The organism is Pseudomonas sp. Irchel s3h9 (genome assembly GCF_900187475.1).
GTDB classification, from domain to species: domain Bacteria; phylum Pseudomonadota; class Gammaproteobacteria; order Pseudomonadales; family Pseudomonadaceae; genus Aquipseudomonas; species Aquipseudomonas neuropathica.
In genome coordinates, this window is the sequence record NZ_FYDH01000002.1 from 450,791 (window position 1) to 466,368 (window position 15,578).

Below are 15,578 nucleotides of genomic sequence, written 5' to 3' on the forward strand. Positions count from 1 at the left end.
CGACTGAACCAGTTTTTCCGGCTCACACCGATCGGCTCCCTCTCCCTCCGGGAGAGGGCTGGGGTGAGGGCAAGCGGACAACCCCAATGCAAGGGCTTACCCCCTCAACGATGCCATGACCACCCCACTCCCCTGCTATCACTGCGCCCTGCCGGTCCCGTCCGGCAGCCGCTTCACTGCCGTCGTACTCGGGCAATCCCGCGAATTCTGCTGCCCGGGCTGTCAGGCGGTGGCCGAAGCCATCGTCGCCGGCGGTCTGGAAAGCTATTACCAACACCGCAGCGAAGCCTCGGCCAACCCCGAAGCATTGCCGGTGCAATTGGTCGATGAACTGGCCCTGTACGACCGCGCCGATGTGCAGCAACCCTTCGTCCGCCACGAAGGCGATCTGGCCGAAACCACCCTGTTGATGGAAGGCATCAGTTGTGCCGCCTGCGGCTGGCTGATCGAAAAACACCTGCGCACGCTGCCCGCCGTGGCCGAGGCGCGGCTGAACCTGTCCAACCATCGCCTGCATGTGCGCTGGGCCGACGCGCAATTGCCGCTGAGCCAAGTGCTCGCCGAACTGCGCCACATCGGCTACGCCGCCCACCCGTATCAGGCCGATCGCGCCAGCGAACAACTGGCCAGCGAAAACCGTCTGGCCCTGCGCCAACTCGGTGTCGCCGGTCTGCTGTGGTTCCAGGCGATGATGGCGACCATGGCCACCTGGCCGGAATTCAACATCGACCTCAGCCCCGAGCTGCACACGATCCTGCGCTGGGTCGCGCTGTTCCTGACCACACCGATCGTGTTCTACAGCTGCGCGCCGTTCTTCAAAGGCGCGATGCGCGATCTGCGCACACGCCACCTGACCATGGATGTCTCGGTGTCGCTGGCGATCGGCAGTGCTTACATTGCCGGGATCTGGACCTCGATCACCGGGGTCGGCGAGTTGTATTTCGACGCGGTGGGGATGTTTGCGTTGTTCCTGCTTGCCGGCCGCTATCTCGAACGCCGTGCCCGCGAACGCACCGCTGCCGCCACCGCGCAATTGGTCAATCTATTGCCTGCCTCTTGCCTGCGCCTTGATGCAGCCGGCCAGAGCGAACGCATCCTGCTCAGCGAACTGCGCCTCGGCGAGCGGATTCTGGTGCAGGCCGGGTCGATTCTGCCGGCGGACGGCAAAATCATCGACGGCCAATCGAGCATCGACGAATCGCTGCTCACCGGCGAATACCTGCCGCAACCGCGTACCCTCGGCGACACGGTCACTGCCGGCACGCTCAATGTCGAAGGCGCGTTGACCGTGGAAGTTCAGGCGCTGGGCCAAGACACGCGCCTGTCGGCCATCGTCCGCCTGCTCGACCGCGCCCAAGCGGAAAAACCGCGACTGGCGGAAATCGCCGACCGCGCCGCGCAATGGTTTTTGCTGTTATCACTGATTGCCGCCGCGGCCATCGGCCTGCTCTGGTGGGAGCTGGATTCATCGCGCGCATTCTGGATCGTCCTCGCCATGCTCGTTGCGACCTGCCCGTGCGCGCTGTCGCTGGCAACACCGACCGCGCTCACCGCAGCCACCGGGACATTGCACAAACTCGGTTTGCTGCTGACCCGTGGTCACGTGCTGGAAGGCTTGAATCAAATCGACACGGTGATCTTCGACAAGACCGGCACCCTCACCGAAGGCCGACTGGTGCTGCGCTCGATTCGCCCGCTCGGCGCGCGCGACAGCGATGAATGCCTGAGCCTTGCCGCCGCACTGGAAAACCGTTCGGAACATCCGATTGCCCGCGCCTTCGGCCGTGCGCCGCTGGCCGCTGAAGAAGTCCACAGCACGCCGGGGCTTGGCCTCGAAGGCTTGGTGGGCGGACAGCGTTTGCGCATCGGCCAGGCAGAATTTGTCTGCGCCCTCAGCGGTGCGAACGTGCCCGGCATGCCGAACGAGGCCGGCCAATGGCTGCTGCTCGGCGACGCTCAGGGGCCGCTGGCGTGGTTCGTCCTCGACGATCGCTTGCGTGACGACGCCCCCGCCCTGCTCGCCGCGTGCAAGGCGCGCGGCTGGCGCACATTGCTGTTGTCGGGCGACAGCTCGCCGATGGTCGCCAGTGTGGCGGCAGAACTCGGCATCGACGAGGCTCGCGGTGGTCTTCGCCCGGACGACAAGCTGCAAGTCCTGCAACAGTTGCACAAGGAAGGTCGCAAAGTGCTGATGCTCGGCGATGGCGTCAATGACGTGCCGGTACTCGCCGCGGCCGACATCAGTGTCGCCATGGGTTCGGCCACCGATCTGGCGAAAACCAGTGCTGATGCGGTGCTGCTGTCCAACCGACTCGACGCGCTGGTCCAGGCTTTCACGCTGGCGCGCCGCACCCGTCGGGTCATCATCGAGAACCTGCTGTGGGCGGCGCTGTACAATGGCCTCATGTTGCCGTTCGCCGCCCTCGGCTGGATCACGCCGGTGTGGGCCGCCGTCGGCATGTCGATCAGTTCGTTGACCGTGGTGCTCAATGCCTTGCGTCTGACTCGCCTGCCGAGTCCGCCGCCCGCCAGCACCCGATCGCAAACCCGCCCGCTGCCGGCCTGAGCCGCGCGGGCACCTGGAGTACAGATGCCAGCTCTCTACGTGATGATCCCGGCCGCCCTGCTGATCGTGGCCATCGCCGTTTACATCTTTTTCTGGGCGGTGGACAGCGGTCAGTACGACGACCTCGACGGCCCGGCGCACAGCATCCTGTTCGATGATCAGGACCCGAACCACACCGCCGCCGTGGACGAAGCCAACCCCGACAAACCGGACGACAAGGCCCCACCTCATGCTTGAACTGGCGCCCTTGCTGGTATCGGCATTGATCCTCGGCCTGCTCGGTGGCGGTCATTGCCTGGGCATGTGCGGCGGTTTGATGGGCGCGCTGACCCTGGCGATTCCCAAGGAACAGCGCAGCCGGCGTTTCCGCTTGTTGCTGGCGTATAACCTTGGGCGGATTCTCAGTTATGCCACGGCTGGTTTGTTGATCGGTCTGGCCGGATGGGCTGTCGCCAACAGTCCGGCCGCGCTGTTCATGCGCGTGCTGGCTGGATTGCTACTGATCGCCATGGGTTTGTATCTGGCCGGATGGTGGAGCGGGCTGACGCGCATTGAAAGTCTTGGACGCGGTTTGTGGCGTTACATTCAACCGGTGGCCAACCGCTTGCTGCCGGTGTCGAGCCTGCCTAGGGCTCTATTGCTTGGCGCGTTGTGGGGCTGGCTGCCCTGCGGACTGGTTTACAGCACGTTGCTGTGGTCGGCGAGTCAGGGCAATGCGCTGGACAGTGCGTTGTTGATGCTCGCGTTTGGCCTCGGCACCTGGCCGGTATTGCTGGCGACGGGGCTTGCGGCGGAACGCGTGACTGCCATTTTGCGCAAACGCAGCGTGCGCATGGCGGGTGGATTGCTGGTGATCCTGTTCGGGATCTGGACATTACCCGGCCCACATCAGCATTGGCTCATGGGCCATTAGATCGGCGGCGCGGCCTTCGCGAGCAGGCTCGCTCCCACAGGGGATTTGTGTTGCACCACCGATCCAATGTGGGAGCGAGCCTGCTCGCGAAGAGGCCCGCACTAACACCACACCTCTCCCCGTTGATGCAAATCAACAGCGCCACCACCGCCCCCCGATAGACTCGCTCACACTGCCAGCCTATCCGGGGGAATGCCCGCATGCTCGACGCCATTCGTTGGGACTCTGATCTGATCCGCCGCTACGACCTGGCGGGGCCGCGCTACACCTCGTATCCGACGGCCGTGCAATTTCACAGTCAGGTCGGCACCTTCGACCTGTTTCATGCCCTGCGCGACAGCCGCAAGGCCCTGCGCCCGTTGTCTCTCTACGTGCATGTGCCGTTCTGCGCGAACATTTGCTACTACTGCGCCTGCAACAAGGTCATCACCAAGGATCGTGGTCGCGCCCTGCCCTACCTGCAGCGGCTGGAGCAGGAAATCCAGTTGATCGCCTGCCACCTCGACCCGGCCCAGAAAGTCGAGCAACTGCACTTTGGCGGCGGCACGCCGACCTTTCTCAGCCACGACGAGCTGCGCCAATTGATGGCGCACCTGCGCAAGCATTTCAATTTGCTGGATGACGACTCCGGTGATTACGGCATCGAGATCGACCCGCGTGAAGCCGACTGGTCGACCATGGGCCTGCTGCGCGAACTGGGTTTCAACCGGGTCAGCATCGGCCTGCAAGACCTTGATCCGGCGGTGCAGCGCGCGGTCAATCGCCTGCAAAGTCTGGAGGAAACCCGCGCGGTGATCGATGCGGCGCGCACCCTGCAGTTCCGCTCGATCAATATCGACTTGATCTACGGGTTGCCCAAGCAGATCCCGGAAAATTTCGCCCGCACCGTTGAAGAAGTCATCAGCCTGCAACCGGACCGGCTCTCGGTGTTCAACTATGCGCACCTGCCCGAGCGTTTCATGCCGCAGCGACGGATCAATGACAATGAGTTGCCGGCGCCCGCGCAGAAGCTGGAAATGCTTGAGCGCACCATTGAGCAACTCACCGCCGCCGGCTATCGCTACATCGGCATGGATCACTTCGCCCTGCCCGATGACGAGCTGGCGATTGCTCAGGAAGAAGAAACCCTGCAACGTAACTTCCAGGGTTACACCACTCACGGCCATTGCGACCTGATCGGGTTGGGCGTTTCGGCCATCAGCCAGATCGGCGACTTGTATTGCCAGAACAGCAGCGACCTCAACGAGTACCAGAACACCCTCGCCGCCGCACAACTGGCGACCAGCCGGGGCTTGGTGTGCAACGCCGATGATCGCTTGCGCCGAGCGGTGATCCAGCAGCTGATCTGCAATTTCAGCCTGGAGTTCGCCGCGATCGAGCAGCAGTTCAACATCGATTTTCAGGGCTATTTCGGCGCGCTGTGGCCGCAGTTGCAAGGCATGGCCAGTGATGGCCTGATCGCGCTGGATCGCGAGCGGATCGCCGTGTTGCCGGCGGGTCGTCTGCTGGTGCGCTCGGTGTGCATGGTGTTCGATGCCTACCTGGAACAGCAGAACCGCCAGCGTTTTTCGCGGGTGATTTAGTTTTTCGTCAACAACGAACCGACGCTCAGGTTCTGATCCGCGGTCAACCCGGACTGCCCGACCACTTTGGACAAAGCCAGATTGGCCGTGATCAGACCGGTATTCAACGCGGCGATTGCGCCTCGCAGCGCGGCAGCCTTGATGATCTTTTCTTCGTTGGAAAGGCGCTTGTCGGCCATGACCGCTTCGATGAGTGCCTTTTTCTCGGCAATCTGTTTTTGCAGTTTGCGGATCATCTTCAGCAATTGCTGGATGTTCTCGGGCAGGCCACTGGTCTCGATGTCGCTGTTTTCGCCACCGGCACTGGCGGATTTTGCAATCGATGCACCGGAGAGCGACACTTTGACGCCCTCGACCAAGGTCGGGGTTGCCTCATCGGACGAACCTGGGTTGTGTGCATTGCCGGACGCAACTTTAAACGCTTCCGGCGTTGCCGCAACGTCGCTGCTAGCGGGGCCCAGCGTACCAATGGCGGCCATCGAATCGTTCCTTGTATGCACTTTGATACCTGTTTATCGGCTGCTGGCCCTGTGGCTTTATGGCTGTAGGGCAAAGTCGCCCCAGACTGGCCTGAATGTCCTCCCGTGAGTTACCCTTACGGCTTATGTGTGTTTTCCCACAAGGATCTAAGAAATGTCCGAGCCAGTTAAACTGCGCGCTCACAACCAGGCCCATTGCAAGGATTGCAGCCTGGCCCCTCTCTGCCTGCCACTTTCTTTGAATCTGGAAGACATGGATGCGCTGGACGAAATCGTTAAACGCGGCCGCCCGCTGAAAAAGGGCGAGTTCCTGTTCCGCCAGGGCGACACGTTCGATTCCGTTTATGCAGTACGCTCCGGCGCCCTGAAGACCTTCAGCCTCAGCGACAGCGGCGAAGAGCAACTGACGGGCTTCCACCTGCCAAGCGAACTGGTCGGCCTGTCAGGCATGGACACCGAGAAACACCCGGTCTCCGCCCAAGCATTGGAAACCACATCGGTCTGCGAAATCCCTTTTGAACGTCTCGATGAGCTGGCCCTGCAACTGCCGCAGCTGCGCCGGCAGTTGATGCGCGTCATGAGCCGGGAAATCCGTGACGACCAGCAAATGATGTTGCTGCTGTCGAAAAAAACCGCCGACGAGCGCATCGCTACCTTCCTGGTCAACCTCTCGGCCCGCTTCCGCGCTCGCGGCTTCTCCGCCAACCAGTTCCGCCTGAGCATGTCGCGCAATGAAATCGGTAACTACCTCGGTCTGGCGGTGGAAACCGTGTCCCGGGTCTTCACCCGTTTCCAGCAGAACGAACTGATTGCCGCCGAGGGCAAAGAGATTCACATCCTCGACCCGATCCAGCTCTGCGCGCTGGCCGGTGGCTCGATCGAAGGCTGATCTCGATCCGCGGTTGAGCGAAGCGTTTCAGCCGCGGGTATACTGCGCCGTTTGCAGCCCTGCCAGGACACCTCGACGATGGTCTTCGACTCCTTCGACATCAAATCGCTTATCCGCCCTGTGATCGACTTCCCGAAACCGGGCGTGATCTTTCGCGACATCACCCCGCTGTTTCAGTCGCCAACGGCTCTGCGCTTGGTGATGGACAGTTTCGCCCACCGCTACGTGGAAGCTGATTTCACCCACATTGGCGCGATGGATGCCCGTGGCTTCCTGATCGGCTCGGTGTTGGCCTATCAGTTGAACAAGCCGCTGGTGCTGTTCCGCAAGCAAGGCAAACTGCCGGCGGACGTACTGGCCGAAGGTTACGCAACCGAGTACGGCGAAGCGTTCCTGGAAGTGCACGCCGACAGCCTGTGTGAAGGCGATTCGGTGGTGATGTTCGATGATTTGATTGCCACGGGCGGGACATTGATCGCAGCCGCCAACCTGATTCGCCGCATGGGCGCGCGGGTGCATGAAGCGGCGGCGATTATTGATTTGCCGGAACTGCAAGGTTCGCAGCGTCTTGAGGACATGGGCATCCCGACCTTCTGCCTGACGCAGTTTGCGTTGACCGATAAATAATCAAGATCAAAAGATCGCAGCCTTCGGCAGCTCCTACATTGGAATGTGCGTTTCCCTGTAGGAGCTGCCGAAGGCTGCGATCTTTTGCCTTTAAAGCCCCATCTGCTTACTGATGATCTCGTTCATCACCTCCCGCGTCCCGCCGCCAATCGACAAGATGCGGTTATCCCGATACAGCCGCTCCACCAGACTCTCGCGCATATAACCCAGCCCACCAAGAATCTGCACTGCCTCGGTGGTGATCCGGTCTGACGTGTCCGTGGCAAAATTCTTCGCCATCGAAATCTCTTTGATCACGCTCTGCCCCGCCGCCATCTTCGCCGCTTGCCGGTAAGTGAACTCCCGTGAAACCTCCAGCGCAGTCGCCATTTCGGCGAGGCGATGCTTGATCACCTGAAACTTGCCGATCGGCTTGCCAAACGCTTCACGCTCGCGCGCCCATTTCAGACTCTCTTCCAGCGCTAGCTGTGAAGTCATGTTGGCCATCAATGCCAGCGCCAGACGTTCGCTTTGAAAGTTACCCATGATGCAGGCGAAGCCCATGTTCTCCGCGCCGATCAGATTGCCCACAGGTACATGGCAGTCGTCGAAGAACAATTCAGCCGTGTCCGACGCCCACCAGCCCATTTTTTTCAACTGACGACCAACGGTGAAGCCTGGCGTACCCTTCTCGATCAGCAACAGGCTGATGCCGCCAAACCCCGGCGCACCGGTGCGCACCGCGACGGTGTAGAAATCGGCGCGCACGCCACTGGTGATAAAGGTTTTGCTGCCGCTGACGCGATAGACATCGCCGTCACGCACGGCGCGGGTTTGCAGGTTGGCGACGTCGGAGCCACCGCCCGGTTCGGTAACCGCCAGCGCGCTGATCTTTTCACCGCTGAGCACCTGTGGCACGACCCGGTCACGTACCTCCGGGCGCGCCCATTTGACGATCGGTGGCAGGCCGATATCCAGCGATCCCAGCCCCGCTACCAGGCCGCCAGAGCCGCAGCGCATCAACTCCTCACTGGCGGCAACCTTGGTGAACAGATCGCCTTCATGGCTGCCTCCAAGCATTTCCGGATAACCGATGCCGAGGATGCCTGCCGCGCCAGCCTTCCGGTACAGCTCGCGGGGGAAACTTTCGGCTTCTTCCCACTGATCAATGTCCGGCAGGATCTCGCGTTCGACGAAACGTCTGACGCTGTCGCGGACCAATTGGTGGCTGGGGTCGAAGTATTCCTGAAAGGCAGGCATGGGCGAGCTCCACGGTAGGGTTCGCCGAACTTAACCGAGCGCTTGCTTGGTTTACAAGATGCAGAAGATCAAAAGATCGCAGCCTTCGGCAGCTCCTACATTGGAAATACGCGTTTCCATGTAGGAGCTGCCGAAGGCTGCGATCTTTTGATTTTTATCAGAGAGAGATGGGTTTACGCCCGGCAAACGAATGCGCCAGCGTGCCGCCATCGACCAGCTCCAGTTCACCACCCAACGGCACGCCGTGGGCAATGCGAGAGGCGATCAGGCCTTTGTTGCTCAACAGCTGAGCAATGTAATGCGCCGTCGCTTCACCTTCCACGGTCGGGTTGGTCGCGAGAATGACTTCGGTAAACGTGCCCGCCTCTTCGATCCGCGTCATCAACTGCGGAATGCCGATCGCCTCAGGCCCCAGGCCATCGAGCGGCGACAAATGCCCCTTGAGCACAAAGTAGCGGCCACGGAAACCGGTCTGCTCGACCGCATACACATCCATCGGCCCTTCCACCACGCACAGCAACGTGTCGTCACGGCGGGTATCGGCGCATTGCGGGCACAGATCGTCTTCGGTCAGCGTGCGGCACTGACGGCAGTGACCGACCCCTTCCATGGCCTGGCTGAGGGCCTGGGCCAGGCGCAAGCCGCCGCTGCGGTCACGCTCGAGCATCTGCAACGCCATGCGCTGGGCGGTCTTCTGACCCACGCCTGGCAAAGTGCGCAAGGCGTCGATCAGTTGGCGAATCAAAGGGCTGAAGCTCATGGGTAAAAAGTCCGACAAAACAACGAGACGCGGTTTATACCCGCGCCTCTGGCCAGCGTCAAATACTCAGTCCTGGGCGACCTTCACCACCAGTTTGCCGAAGTTGCGCCCTTCCAGCAGACCGATAAACGCCTCGGGCGCCTGCTCCAGGCCTTCGACCACGTCCTCGCGGAATTTCACCTTGCCATCGCGTACCCACGGCACCATGTGGCTGATGAACTCCGGCTGACGATCACCGTAGTCGTCGAACACGATGAAGCCCTGAATGCGCACGCGCTTGGTCAGCAGCGTGCGTTGCAGCATCGGCAGGCGATCCGGGCCTTTTGGCGTTTCGGAGGCGTTGTAACCGGCGATCAGGCCGCACAGCGGAATGCGCGCCTTGGGGTTGAGCAACGGCACCACGGCATCGAACACATGACCACCGACGTTCTCGTAATAGATGTCGATGCCATCGGGGCAGGCCTTGGCCAATTGCTCGGCAAAATCGGGCGCCTTGTGATCGATGCAGGCATCAAAACCCAACTCTTCGACCACGTACTTGCACTTATCGGCACCGCCGGCCACGCCGACTGCGCGCAGCCCTTTGATCTTGGCCACTTGCCCGACCACCGAACCGACCGCGCCGGACGCAGCAGCCACGACCAATGTTTCGCCCTCTTTTGGCTGGCCGATGTCCATCAGCCCCATGTACGCGGTCATGCCGGGCATGCCCAACACACCCAGCGCCATCGACGGGCTCGGCAACCCGGCCGGGATCGGCATGATGTCACGGCCATCGCTGATGCTGTGGCTCTGCCAACCGGTCGCGCCGACCACCAGATCGCCTTTATGGAATTTCGGATGACGTGAATCCTCGACACGGCTGACCGCGCCGCCGGTCATCACTTCACCGATTTGTACCGGCGCGGCGTAGGACGGTGCGTCGCTCATTCGCCCGCGCATGTAGGGATCGAGGGACAGGTACAGGGTTTTCAACAATACCTGGCCGTCCTGCAGATCCGGCAAGGCTTCGCGTTCGAGGCGGAAGTTTTCCGGGGTCGGCGCACCGACCGGACGTGAGGCGAGGACAAAGCGCTGGTTGAGGGTGAGAGGGTCGGACATGTCAGCGTCTCCTGTGAAGGGTTAATTCAGCGGGTATAGGGAGCAGACCGTTGAAGCTTTTGCGCGTTCGATGTTTATTCAGTTGGCCGGGATTGATCGTTCCCATGCTCCGCGTGGGAATGCCGCAACGGACGCTCCGCGTTCGGCTCTGGACTTGGAACGCGGAGCGTCCCGGGCTGCATTCCCACGCAGAGCGTGGGAATGATCAGTCAGAAACAAAAATGCCAGGCGCGATGCCTGGCATTTTGTGTAGCTCATCTGCCGCCGGTTGGCGAATCAGAATGGCAGTTTCATACCGGCCGGCAGGTTCATGCCAGCGGTCATGTTGCCCATTTTGTCCTGACTGTTCTTTTCGATCTTGCGCACTGCGTCGTTGACGGCGGAGGCGATGACCGCTTCCAACATTTCTTTGTCATCTTCGCTCATGCCTTCAACCAGGCTTGGGTCGATGCTCACGCTTTTGACGTCGTGACGACCGGTCATCACCACGGTGACCATATCGCCGCCGGCCTTACCGGTGACTTCGGCGTTGGCCAGTTCTTCCTGCATCTTGGCCATTTTTTCCTGCATCTGCTGTGCCTGCTTCATCAGGCCGGCCATGCCACCTTTCATCATGGGAATCACCTCAAAAGTACTTGGATCAAAACAGCGCCCGGCCAGCGAGGCCGGGCACCTTCAGTTATTAGCCTTGGGCGACCAAGGCATCGACAGGTTCAATAGTATCGTGTCGCACCACTGCGCCGAACTGCTGAACCATCTGCTGGATGAACGGATCGCCGTGGATCGACTCCTCCGCCTCGCGCTGACGGTTGGCGCGCCGACGGGACGCCGCTTGCGCCGGGGTTTCCTGCTCGGGCTTGATCAGCTCGATGGTGAGGCTCAGCGTGCGGCCATGGAACTGGTTCAACGCGTCGTTGAGGCGTCGCTGCTGCGTGGCGTTGAACAGTGCGCTGTGCGCCGGGTCGAGGTGCATCAGCCAATGGTCGCCATCGACGGCGATCAATGTGCAATTGGCGGCGATGCTGCCCGTCATGCCGGAGATCGGCAGTTTCGGGAACAGCTCCAGCCACTGCAACGCCAGACCTGTGGCTGGCGCCGCTGCCGGCTCTGGCTCTGGTTCCGGGGCAGGCTCGGCAGCGTGTTCGCTGGCCAGTTCGTCGAGGTAGCTGTAGGCCGAATCGATGTCCGGCTCGATGTAATCCTCATCCAGCGGCGGCTCGTCGTCCAGGTCCATGCCCGGGGTGGCGGCATCGACGTCGGCGACCGACGGCTCGGGAATCGGCGCGGCGGCCCACTCAGGCGCCTCCGGAACGACGCTGTCCGGGGTCGGCAGCGGCATCGGCGGCAACTCGGGTTGCTCGGCGGTGGTTTCCAGTACGGGCTCTACGGCTGGCTGCTGCGCAGGCTCGGGCTCTGGCTCTGGCTCTACCGGATCATTCCACGGTAAATCGACGACTGCTTCGGCGACGACAGCCGCTGGCGCAGGTTCTGGCTCGGCAACGGGAGCAACTTGAGCAACTTGAGCAACCGGCGCAGGCTCGGGAGCCGGTGCAGTTGCAGCCACCGGCGCAGGAGCAAGCGTCGGCCCAACCGCCGCAGCGACTACCGGCGCAGGTTTAGGCGCGGCAGCCACGGAGTTTGCGGAATCAACTGTGGCCTGGCTGATCCCCACTGGCTTTAGCGGTTGCCTCGGCGCGTCCGCGGTGTCGGCGGGCCGGAAGGCCAGCATCCGCAGCAGGACCATTTCGAAGCCACCACGCGGGTCCGGCGCCAGCGGTAAATCGCGGCGGCCGATCAGGCCCATCTGGTAATAGAACTGCACGTCTTCGGCAGGCAAGGCCTGCGCCAGTGCCAACACGCGATCGCGGTCGCCATGGCCATTGTCGACGCCTTCCGGCAACGCCTGAGCGATGGCCACGCGGTGCAGCACGTTGAGAATTTCGGAGAGCACGCCGTTCCAGTCCGGACCTTGTTCGGCCAAGTGACGCACGGCTTCGAGCAACGCCTTGGCGTCGCCTTCGATCAATGAATGCAGGACGTCATAGACCTGACCGTGATCCAGGGTGCCGAGCATCGCCCGCACGTCGGTAGCGAGAACCTTGCCCTCACCGAAGGCAATCGCCTGGTCGGTGAGGCTCATGGCGTCACGCATCGAACCGTCAGCGGCGCGACCGAGCAGCCACAGTGCATCGTCTTCGAACGGTACGTTCTCGGCAGTGAGAACGTGGGTCAAATGCTCGACCACACGCTCCGGCGTCATGTTCTTCAGCGAGAACTGCAGGCAGCGCGACAAAATCGTTGCCGGAAGTTTCTGCGGGTCAGTGGTCGCCAGGATGAACTTGACGTACGGCGGCGGCTCTTCGAGGGTTTTCAGCAGCGCATTGAAGGAATGGCTGGAGAGCATGTGCACTTCGTCGATCAGGTAGACCTTGAAGCGCCCACGGCTTGGCGCGTACTGCACGTTGTCGAGCAGTTCGCGGGTGTCTTCGACCTTGGTGCGGCTCGCGGCATCGATCTCGATCAGGTCGACGAAGCGCCCCTCATCGATTTCCCGGCACACCGAACACTCGCCGCACGGGCTGGAAGTGATACCTGTCTCACAGTTCAGGCATTTGGCAATGATCCGCGCAATCGTGGTTTTACCCACCCCACGCGTACCGGTAAACAGGTACGCGTGGTGCAGCCGCTGGCTGTCCAAGGCATTGATCAGAGCCTTGAGCACATGGGTCTGGCCGACCATTTCGCGGAACGAGCGCGGACGCCATTTACGTGCAAGAACCTGATAACTCATCGAAAACCGTCGCAACGAAGGAAGCTGAAGCGGCTAATGCTAGCGGAGCAAGGGCAAAATTGCATCCGGTGTCCTCGTCTAATATGGCTAAGCTGCATGAGCAGAGGCTTTTATCGGCTCGGGATCGGGAATTACCGGAGCGTTTATGCGGTGGGCCGTGGGGGCGTTGCTGGGAATCAGCCTGAATGTGACGGCAGCGGAAACCCCGTTGCGCTTCGCCATGCCCGACAGCTGGGCGATGCCGATGGTGCAATACGAACGCGGGCGACCCACGCAAGGCATTCTTTACGATCTGATGCTCAGCCTGGCCACGCAAGTCGGCGTACCGGCCGAGTTTCACGTCCTGCCCCGCGCCCGCGTGCAGAGCGCGATGGAACACGGCGAGATCGACGTGCGCTGCTATGCCGCACAGTCGTGGCTGCCGAATCAGTCGGGGGACTACATCTGGAGTCTGCCGTTGTTCTTCCAGCGCGATCTGTTGATCAGCCGCAAGGATCAACCTGCCAGTGTCGTCCCCGCGCATTTGCCCCGCCAATCCATCGGCACCGTTCTGGGCTACACCTACCCGACTCTGCAACCGTTGTTCGACGCTGATCGGCTGCAACGGGAAGATGCGCGTAATCAGGAGCAGGTGCTGGAGAAACTACTGGCCGGGCGTTATCGCTATGCGGTGAGTAACCAGTGGACGCTGGACTGGTTTAATCAGCGGTTGATGCCTGAGCAGCAACTGCAAGGTGTCGCCGTGTTGCAGGAGCAGAAGGTGGGTTGCTATGTGCGCAATGACCCGAAGGTGCCGGTGCAACTGGTCTTGCGCACGTTGTTGCGGATGAAGATATCGGGGGAGATTGATGAGATTATCCGGCTCTACACCGGCCACTCCGACAACACCCCATAACCTTGTGGGAGCTGGCTTGCCAGCGATTGCGGATTTTCAGTCAAATAGATGAACCTGACACACCGCTATCGCTGGCAAGCCAGCCCCCACAGGGTCATCTTCAACAGGGGGAATATGTGTCGATTTGGCAAATCGCAGAAACAAAAAAACCGCAGTGGGCGAAACCCATGCAGTTCTGTTTGAAGCGTTCGATTGTTCGTTAAGGTGGTAACCCCACCAGCCACACCCCGGCACACAATGTTCCCGCTGTGGCTGCTGCCTTCCGGCTCTGACCAGGTTCACGGGTAATCGTTGCGGGGGGACCGATGGGGTCACCATAACGACGCTTGCCTGTCGGCGAGCCGCGCCATTGTACCTATCTGAAGCGAAGTTACAACCGTTGGTTGCAGATAAAAAATATGAACGGGCTCAAGGACATAAAGATCGCAGCCAGCGGCAGCGCCTACAGGGTCAGAACCTCATCCGCCCTGCCGCCCGCCTGCTGGATCACCAGATGAATGAAGTGCAGCTTGGCAATCGCCGGTGCCGGCAGCACGAACGGGTAGAAATCCGGCTGGCCCATGCTCCGTGACAGTTCATTGAGCATGCCGGCCAATTCGATCCACGCATTGACGAATGAGAGGAACGCCTCGCCGCCGGGATGCTCCGGGTCGTACAGCGTGCTGGGCGGAAACGGCTGGTAGTCGAAATCCATTTCCCGCGCGCTCATGCCAAAGCCCAACGCCGTGTCCACCGCATCCATCATGTGCAGGTAATGCGCCCAGGTTTCCGCCCAGTCTTCCCACGGGTGCATGGTCGCGTAGGCGCTGACGTAGTACTGCGGCCAGTCCTGCGGTGCGCCTTGTTGGTAGTGACGGTCCAGCGCCTCGGCGTAACTGGCGCGTTCGTCACCGAACAGGCTGCGGAATGAATCGAGCCAGGGGCCGTTGGCGATCAGGCGATCCCAGTAGTAATGGCCAACCTCATGACGAAAATGCCCGAGCAGTGTGCGGTAAGGTTCATGCATCGCCGCCCTCACCTGCTCGCGGTGGGCGTCGTCGGCTTCTTTGATGTCGAGGGTGATCAGGCCATTGGCGTGGCCGGTCATCGGCGCGTTGCCTTCGAGGTCGACGCCGATGAAGTCGAAGGCCAGCCCAGTGTCTTCATCAACGGTTTTCGGGATGACTTGCAGGCCGAGGGTGATCAGTTGCGCAACGAGGCGACGCTTGGCGATTTCGACTTTGCGCCAACGCTCAGGGTTGTCCGGGGCGGACAGGTCGGGGATGGTGCGATTGAGGCTGCAGGCGATGCATAGGCTGTCGTGTTCGTTGGCCGGCAGCAGCCAGTTGCACGCGGCGGCTGTGTCGAGGTTGGCGCAGCGGCGAAACAGTCCGGCCTCGGGGTCGGCATCGAGCGTCCAGGTGCCCTCATACGGCCCCGGTTGCAGCGAAGTCAGGCGACTTTCTTCGGCTTGATAACCAAGCAATGCGTTGCAGGCCAGACACTGGCTGTTACGAAAGAACAGCGACTGGCCGCAGCGGCACGGCCAGAGTTTGCTGTTGCGTGAGGATTCGCCCATGAACGGCGCGATGATGCGGGAACTGAGCTGCTCGAAAAAACGGTGCATGGCGATCTCTCCCTGGGGCTTGCCAAGACTAGATCATTCCCGTGACAACATCGTTCCCGCACTTTGCTGATCGTTCCAACGCTCTGCGTGGGAATGCATCCAGTGACGCTCTGCGTCACAGCGGACGCG

The 15,578-nt window shown here is 61.4% G+C and carries 14 protein-coding genes and 1 other RNA gene; 7 read left to right on the forward strand and 8 right to left on the reverse strand.

The window, feature by feature from the left end:
- Window positions 1–115 precede the first annotated feature (115 nt).
- From CKW26_RS04900 to hemN, 4 genes are all read left to right on the forward strand, one after another.
- Entirely contained in the window at window positions 116–2,566 is a 2,451-nt protein-coding gene (locus tag CKW26_RS04900) for a heavy metal translocating P-type ATPase (protein WP_095047719.1), read from the forward strand.
- A 24-nt stretch (window positions 2,567–2,590) separates the two neighbouring features.
- Window positions 2,591–2,803, forward strand: a complete 213-nt coding sequence (ccoS, locus tag CKW26_RS04905) for a cbb3-type cytochrome oxidase assembly protein CcoS (RefSeq protein WP_093431851.1) — start codon at window positions 2,591–2,593, stop codon at window positions 2,801–2,803.
- Window positions 2,796–3,479, forward strand: coding sequence for a sulfite exporter TauE/SafE family protein (locus tag CKW26_RS04910; protein ID WP_016984739.1), 684 nt, complete (start codon window positions 2,796–2,798; stop codon window positions 3,477–3,479). The genes ccoS and CKW26_RS04910 overlap by 8 nt, the downstream gene beginning before the upstream one ends.
- 200 nt (window positions 3,480–3,679) lie before the next feature.
- Entirely contained in the window at window positions 3,680–5,062 is a 1,383-nt protein-coding gene (gene hemN, locus CKW26_RS04915; RefSeq protein ID WP_095047720.1) for an oxygen-independent coproporphyrinogen III oxidase, read from the forward strand.
- Here hemN and CKW26_RS04920 read toward each other — a convergent pair.
- Window positions 5,059–5,541 (reverse strand): hypothetical protein, encoded by a 483-nt coding sequence (locus tag CKW26_RS04920; protein ID WP_095047721.1) that lies wholly within the window; start codon window positions 5,539–5,541, stop codon window positions 5,059–5,061. The genes hemN and CKW26_RS04920 overlap by 4 nt on opposite strands.
- Window positions 5,542–5,695: 154 nt before the next feature.
- On the opposite strand from CKW26_RS04920, the gene fnr reads away from it, so the two are divergent.
- Entirely contained in the window at window positions 5,696–6,430 is a 735-nt protein-coding gene (gene fnr / locus CKW26_RS04925; RefSeq protein ID WP_007918332.1) for a fumarate/nitrate reduction transcriptional regulator Fnr, read from the forward strand.
- 78 nt (window positions 6,431–6,508) lie between these two features.
- On the forward strand, window positions 6,509–7,057 hold the full coding sequence (locus CKW26_RS04930) for an adenine phosphoribosyltransferase (RefSeq protein ID WP_007918333.1): 549 nt from the start codon (window positions 6,509–6,511) through the stop codon (window positions 7,055–7,057).
- 90 nt (window positions 7,058–7,147) lie between these two features.
- Here CKW26_RS04930 and CKW26_RS04935 read toward each other — a convergent pair whose 3' ends face one another.
- The 5 genes from CKW26_RS04935 to dnaX form a co-directional block, all read right to left on the reverse strand.
- Complete coding sequence (locus CKW26_RS04935) at window positions 7,148–8,296, reverse strand: acyl-CoA dehydrogenase family protein (RefSeq protein WP_095047722.1); 1,149 nt, start codon at window positions 8,294–8,296, stop codon at window positions 7,148–7,150.
- Window positions 8,297–8,453: 157 nt separating this feature from the next.
- A complete protein-coding gene (recR, locus tag CKW26_RS04940; protein WP_007918335.1) occupies window positions 8,454–9,056 on the reverse strand; it encodes a recombination mediator RecR in 603 nt (200 codons plus the stop codon).
- A gap of 66 nt (window positions 9,057–9,122) precedes the next feature.
- Window positions 9,123–10,157 (reverse strand): NADP-dependent oxidoreductase, encoded by a 1,035-nt coding sequence (locus tag CKW26_RS04945; RefSeq protein ID WP_095047723.1) that lies wholly within the window; start codon window positions 10,155–10,157, stop codon window positions 9,123–9,125.
- A gap of 276 nt (window positions 10,158–10,433) precedes the next feature.
- Window positions 10,434–10,772 (reverse strand): YbaB/EbfC family nucleoid-associated protein, encoded by a 339-nt coding sequence (locus CKW26_RS04955; protein ID WP_016984747.1) that lies wholly within the window; start codon window positions 10,770–10,772, stop codon window positions 10,434–10,436.
- Window positions 10,773–10,839: 67 nt separating this feature from the next.
- Window positions 10,840–12,948: a DNA polymerase III subunit gamma/tau gene (gene dnaX, locus CKW26_RS04960; RefSeq protein ID WP_095047725.1), complete on the reverse strand. Its 2,109-nt coding sequence runs from the start codon at window positions 12,946–12,948 to the stop codon at window positions 10,840–10,842.
- 145 nt (window positions 12,949–13,093) lie between these two features.
- Between dnaX and CKW26_RS04965 the strand changes: the two genes are divergently transcribed.
- On the forward strand, window positions 13,094–13,843 hold the full coding sequence (locus tag CKW26_RS04965) for an ABC transporter substrate-binding protein (protein ID WP_095047726.1): 750 nt from the start codon (window positions 13,094–13,096) through the stop codon (window positions 13,841–13,843).
- 211 nt (window positions 13,844–14,054) lie between these two features.
- Here the strand turns inward: CKW26_RS04965 and ffs are convergent.
- An RNA gene (ffs, locus tag CKW26_RS04970) (signal recognition particle sRNA small type) lies at window positions 14,055–14,151 on the reverse strand.
- A gap of 134 nt (window positions 14,152–14,285) precedes the next feature.
- Window positions 14,286–15,449 carry a putative zinc-binding metallopeptidase gene (locus CKW26_RS04975; protein WP_095047727.1) on the reverse strand — a complete coding sequence of 388 codons (1,164 nt, stop codon included), beginning with the start codon at window positions 15,447–15,449 and terminating at the stop codon, window positions 14,286–14,288.
- Window positions 15,450–15,578: the final 129 nt, after the last annotated feature.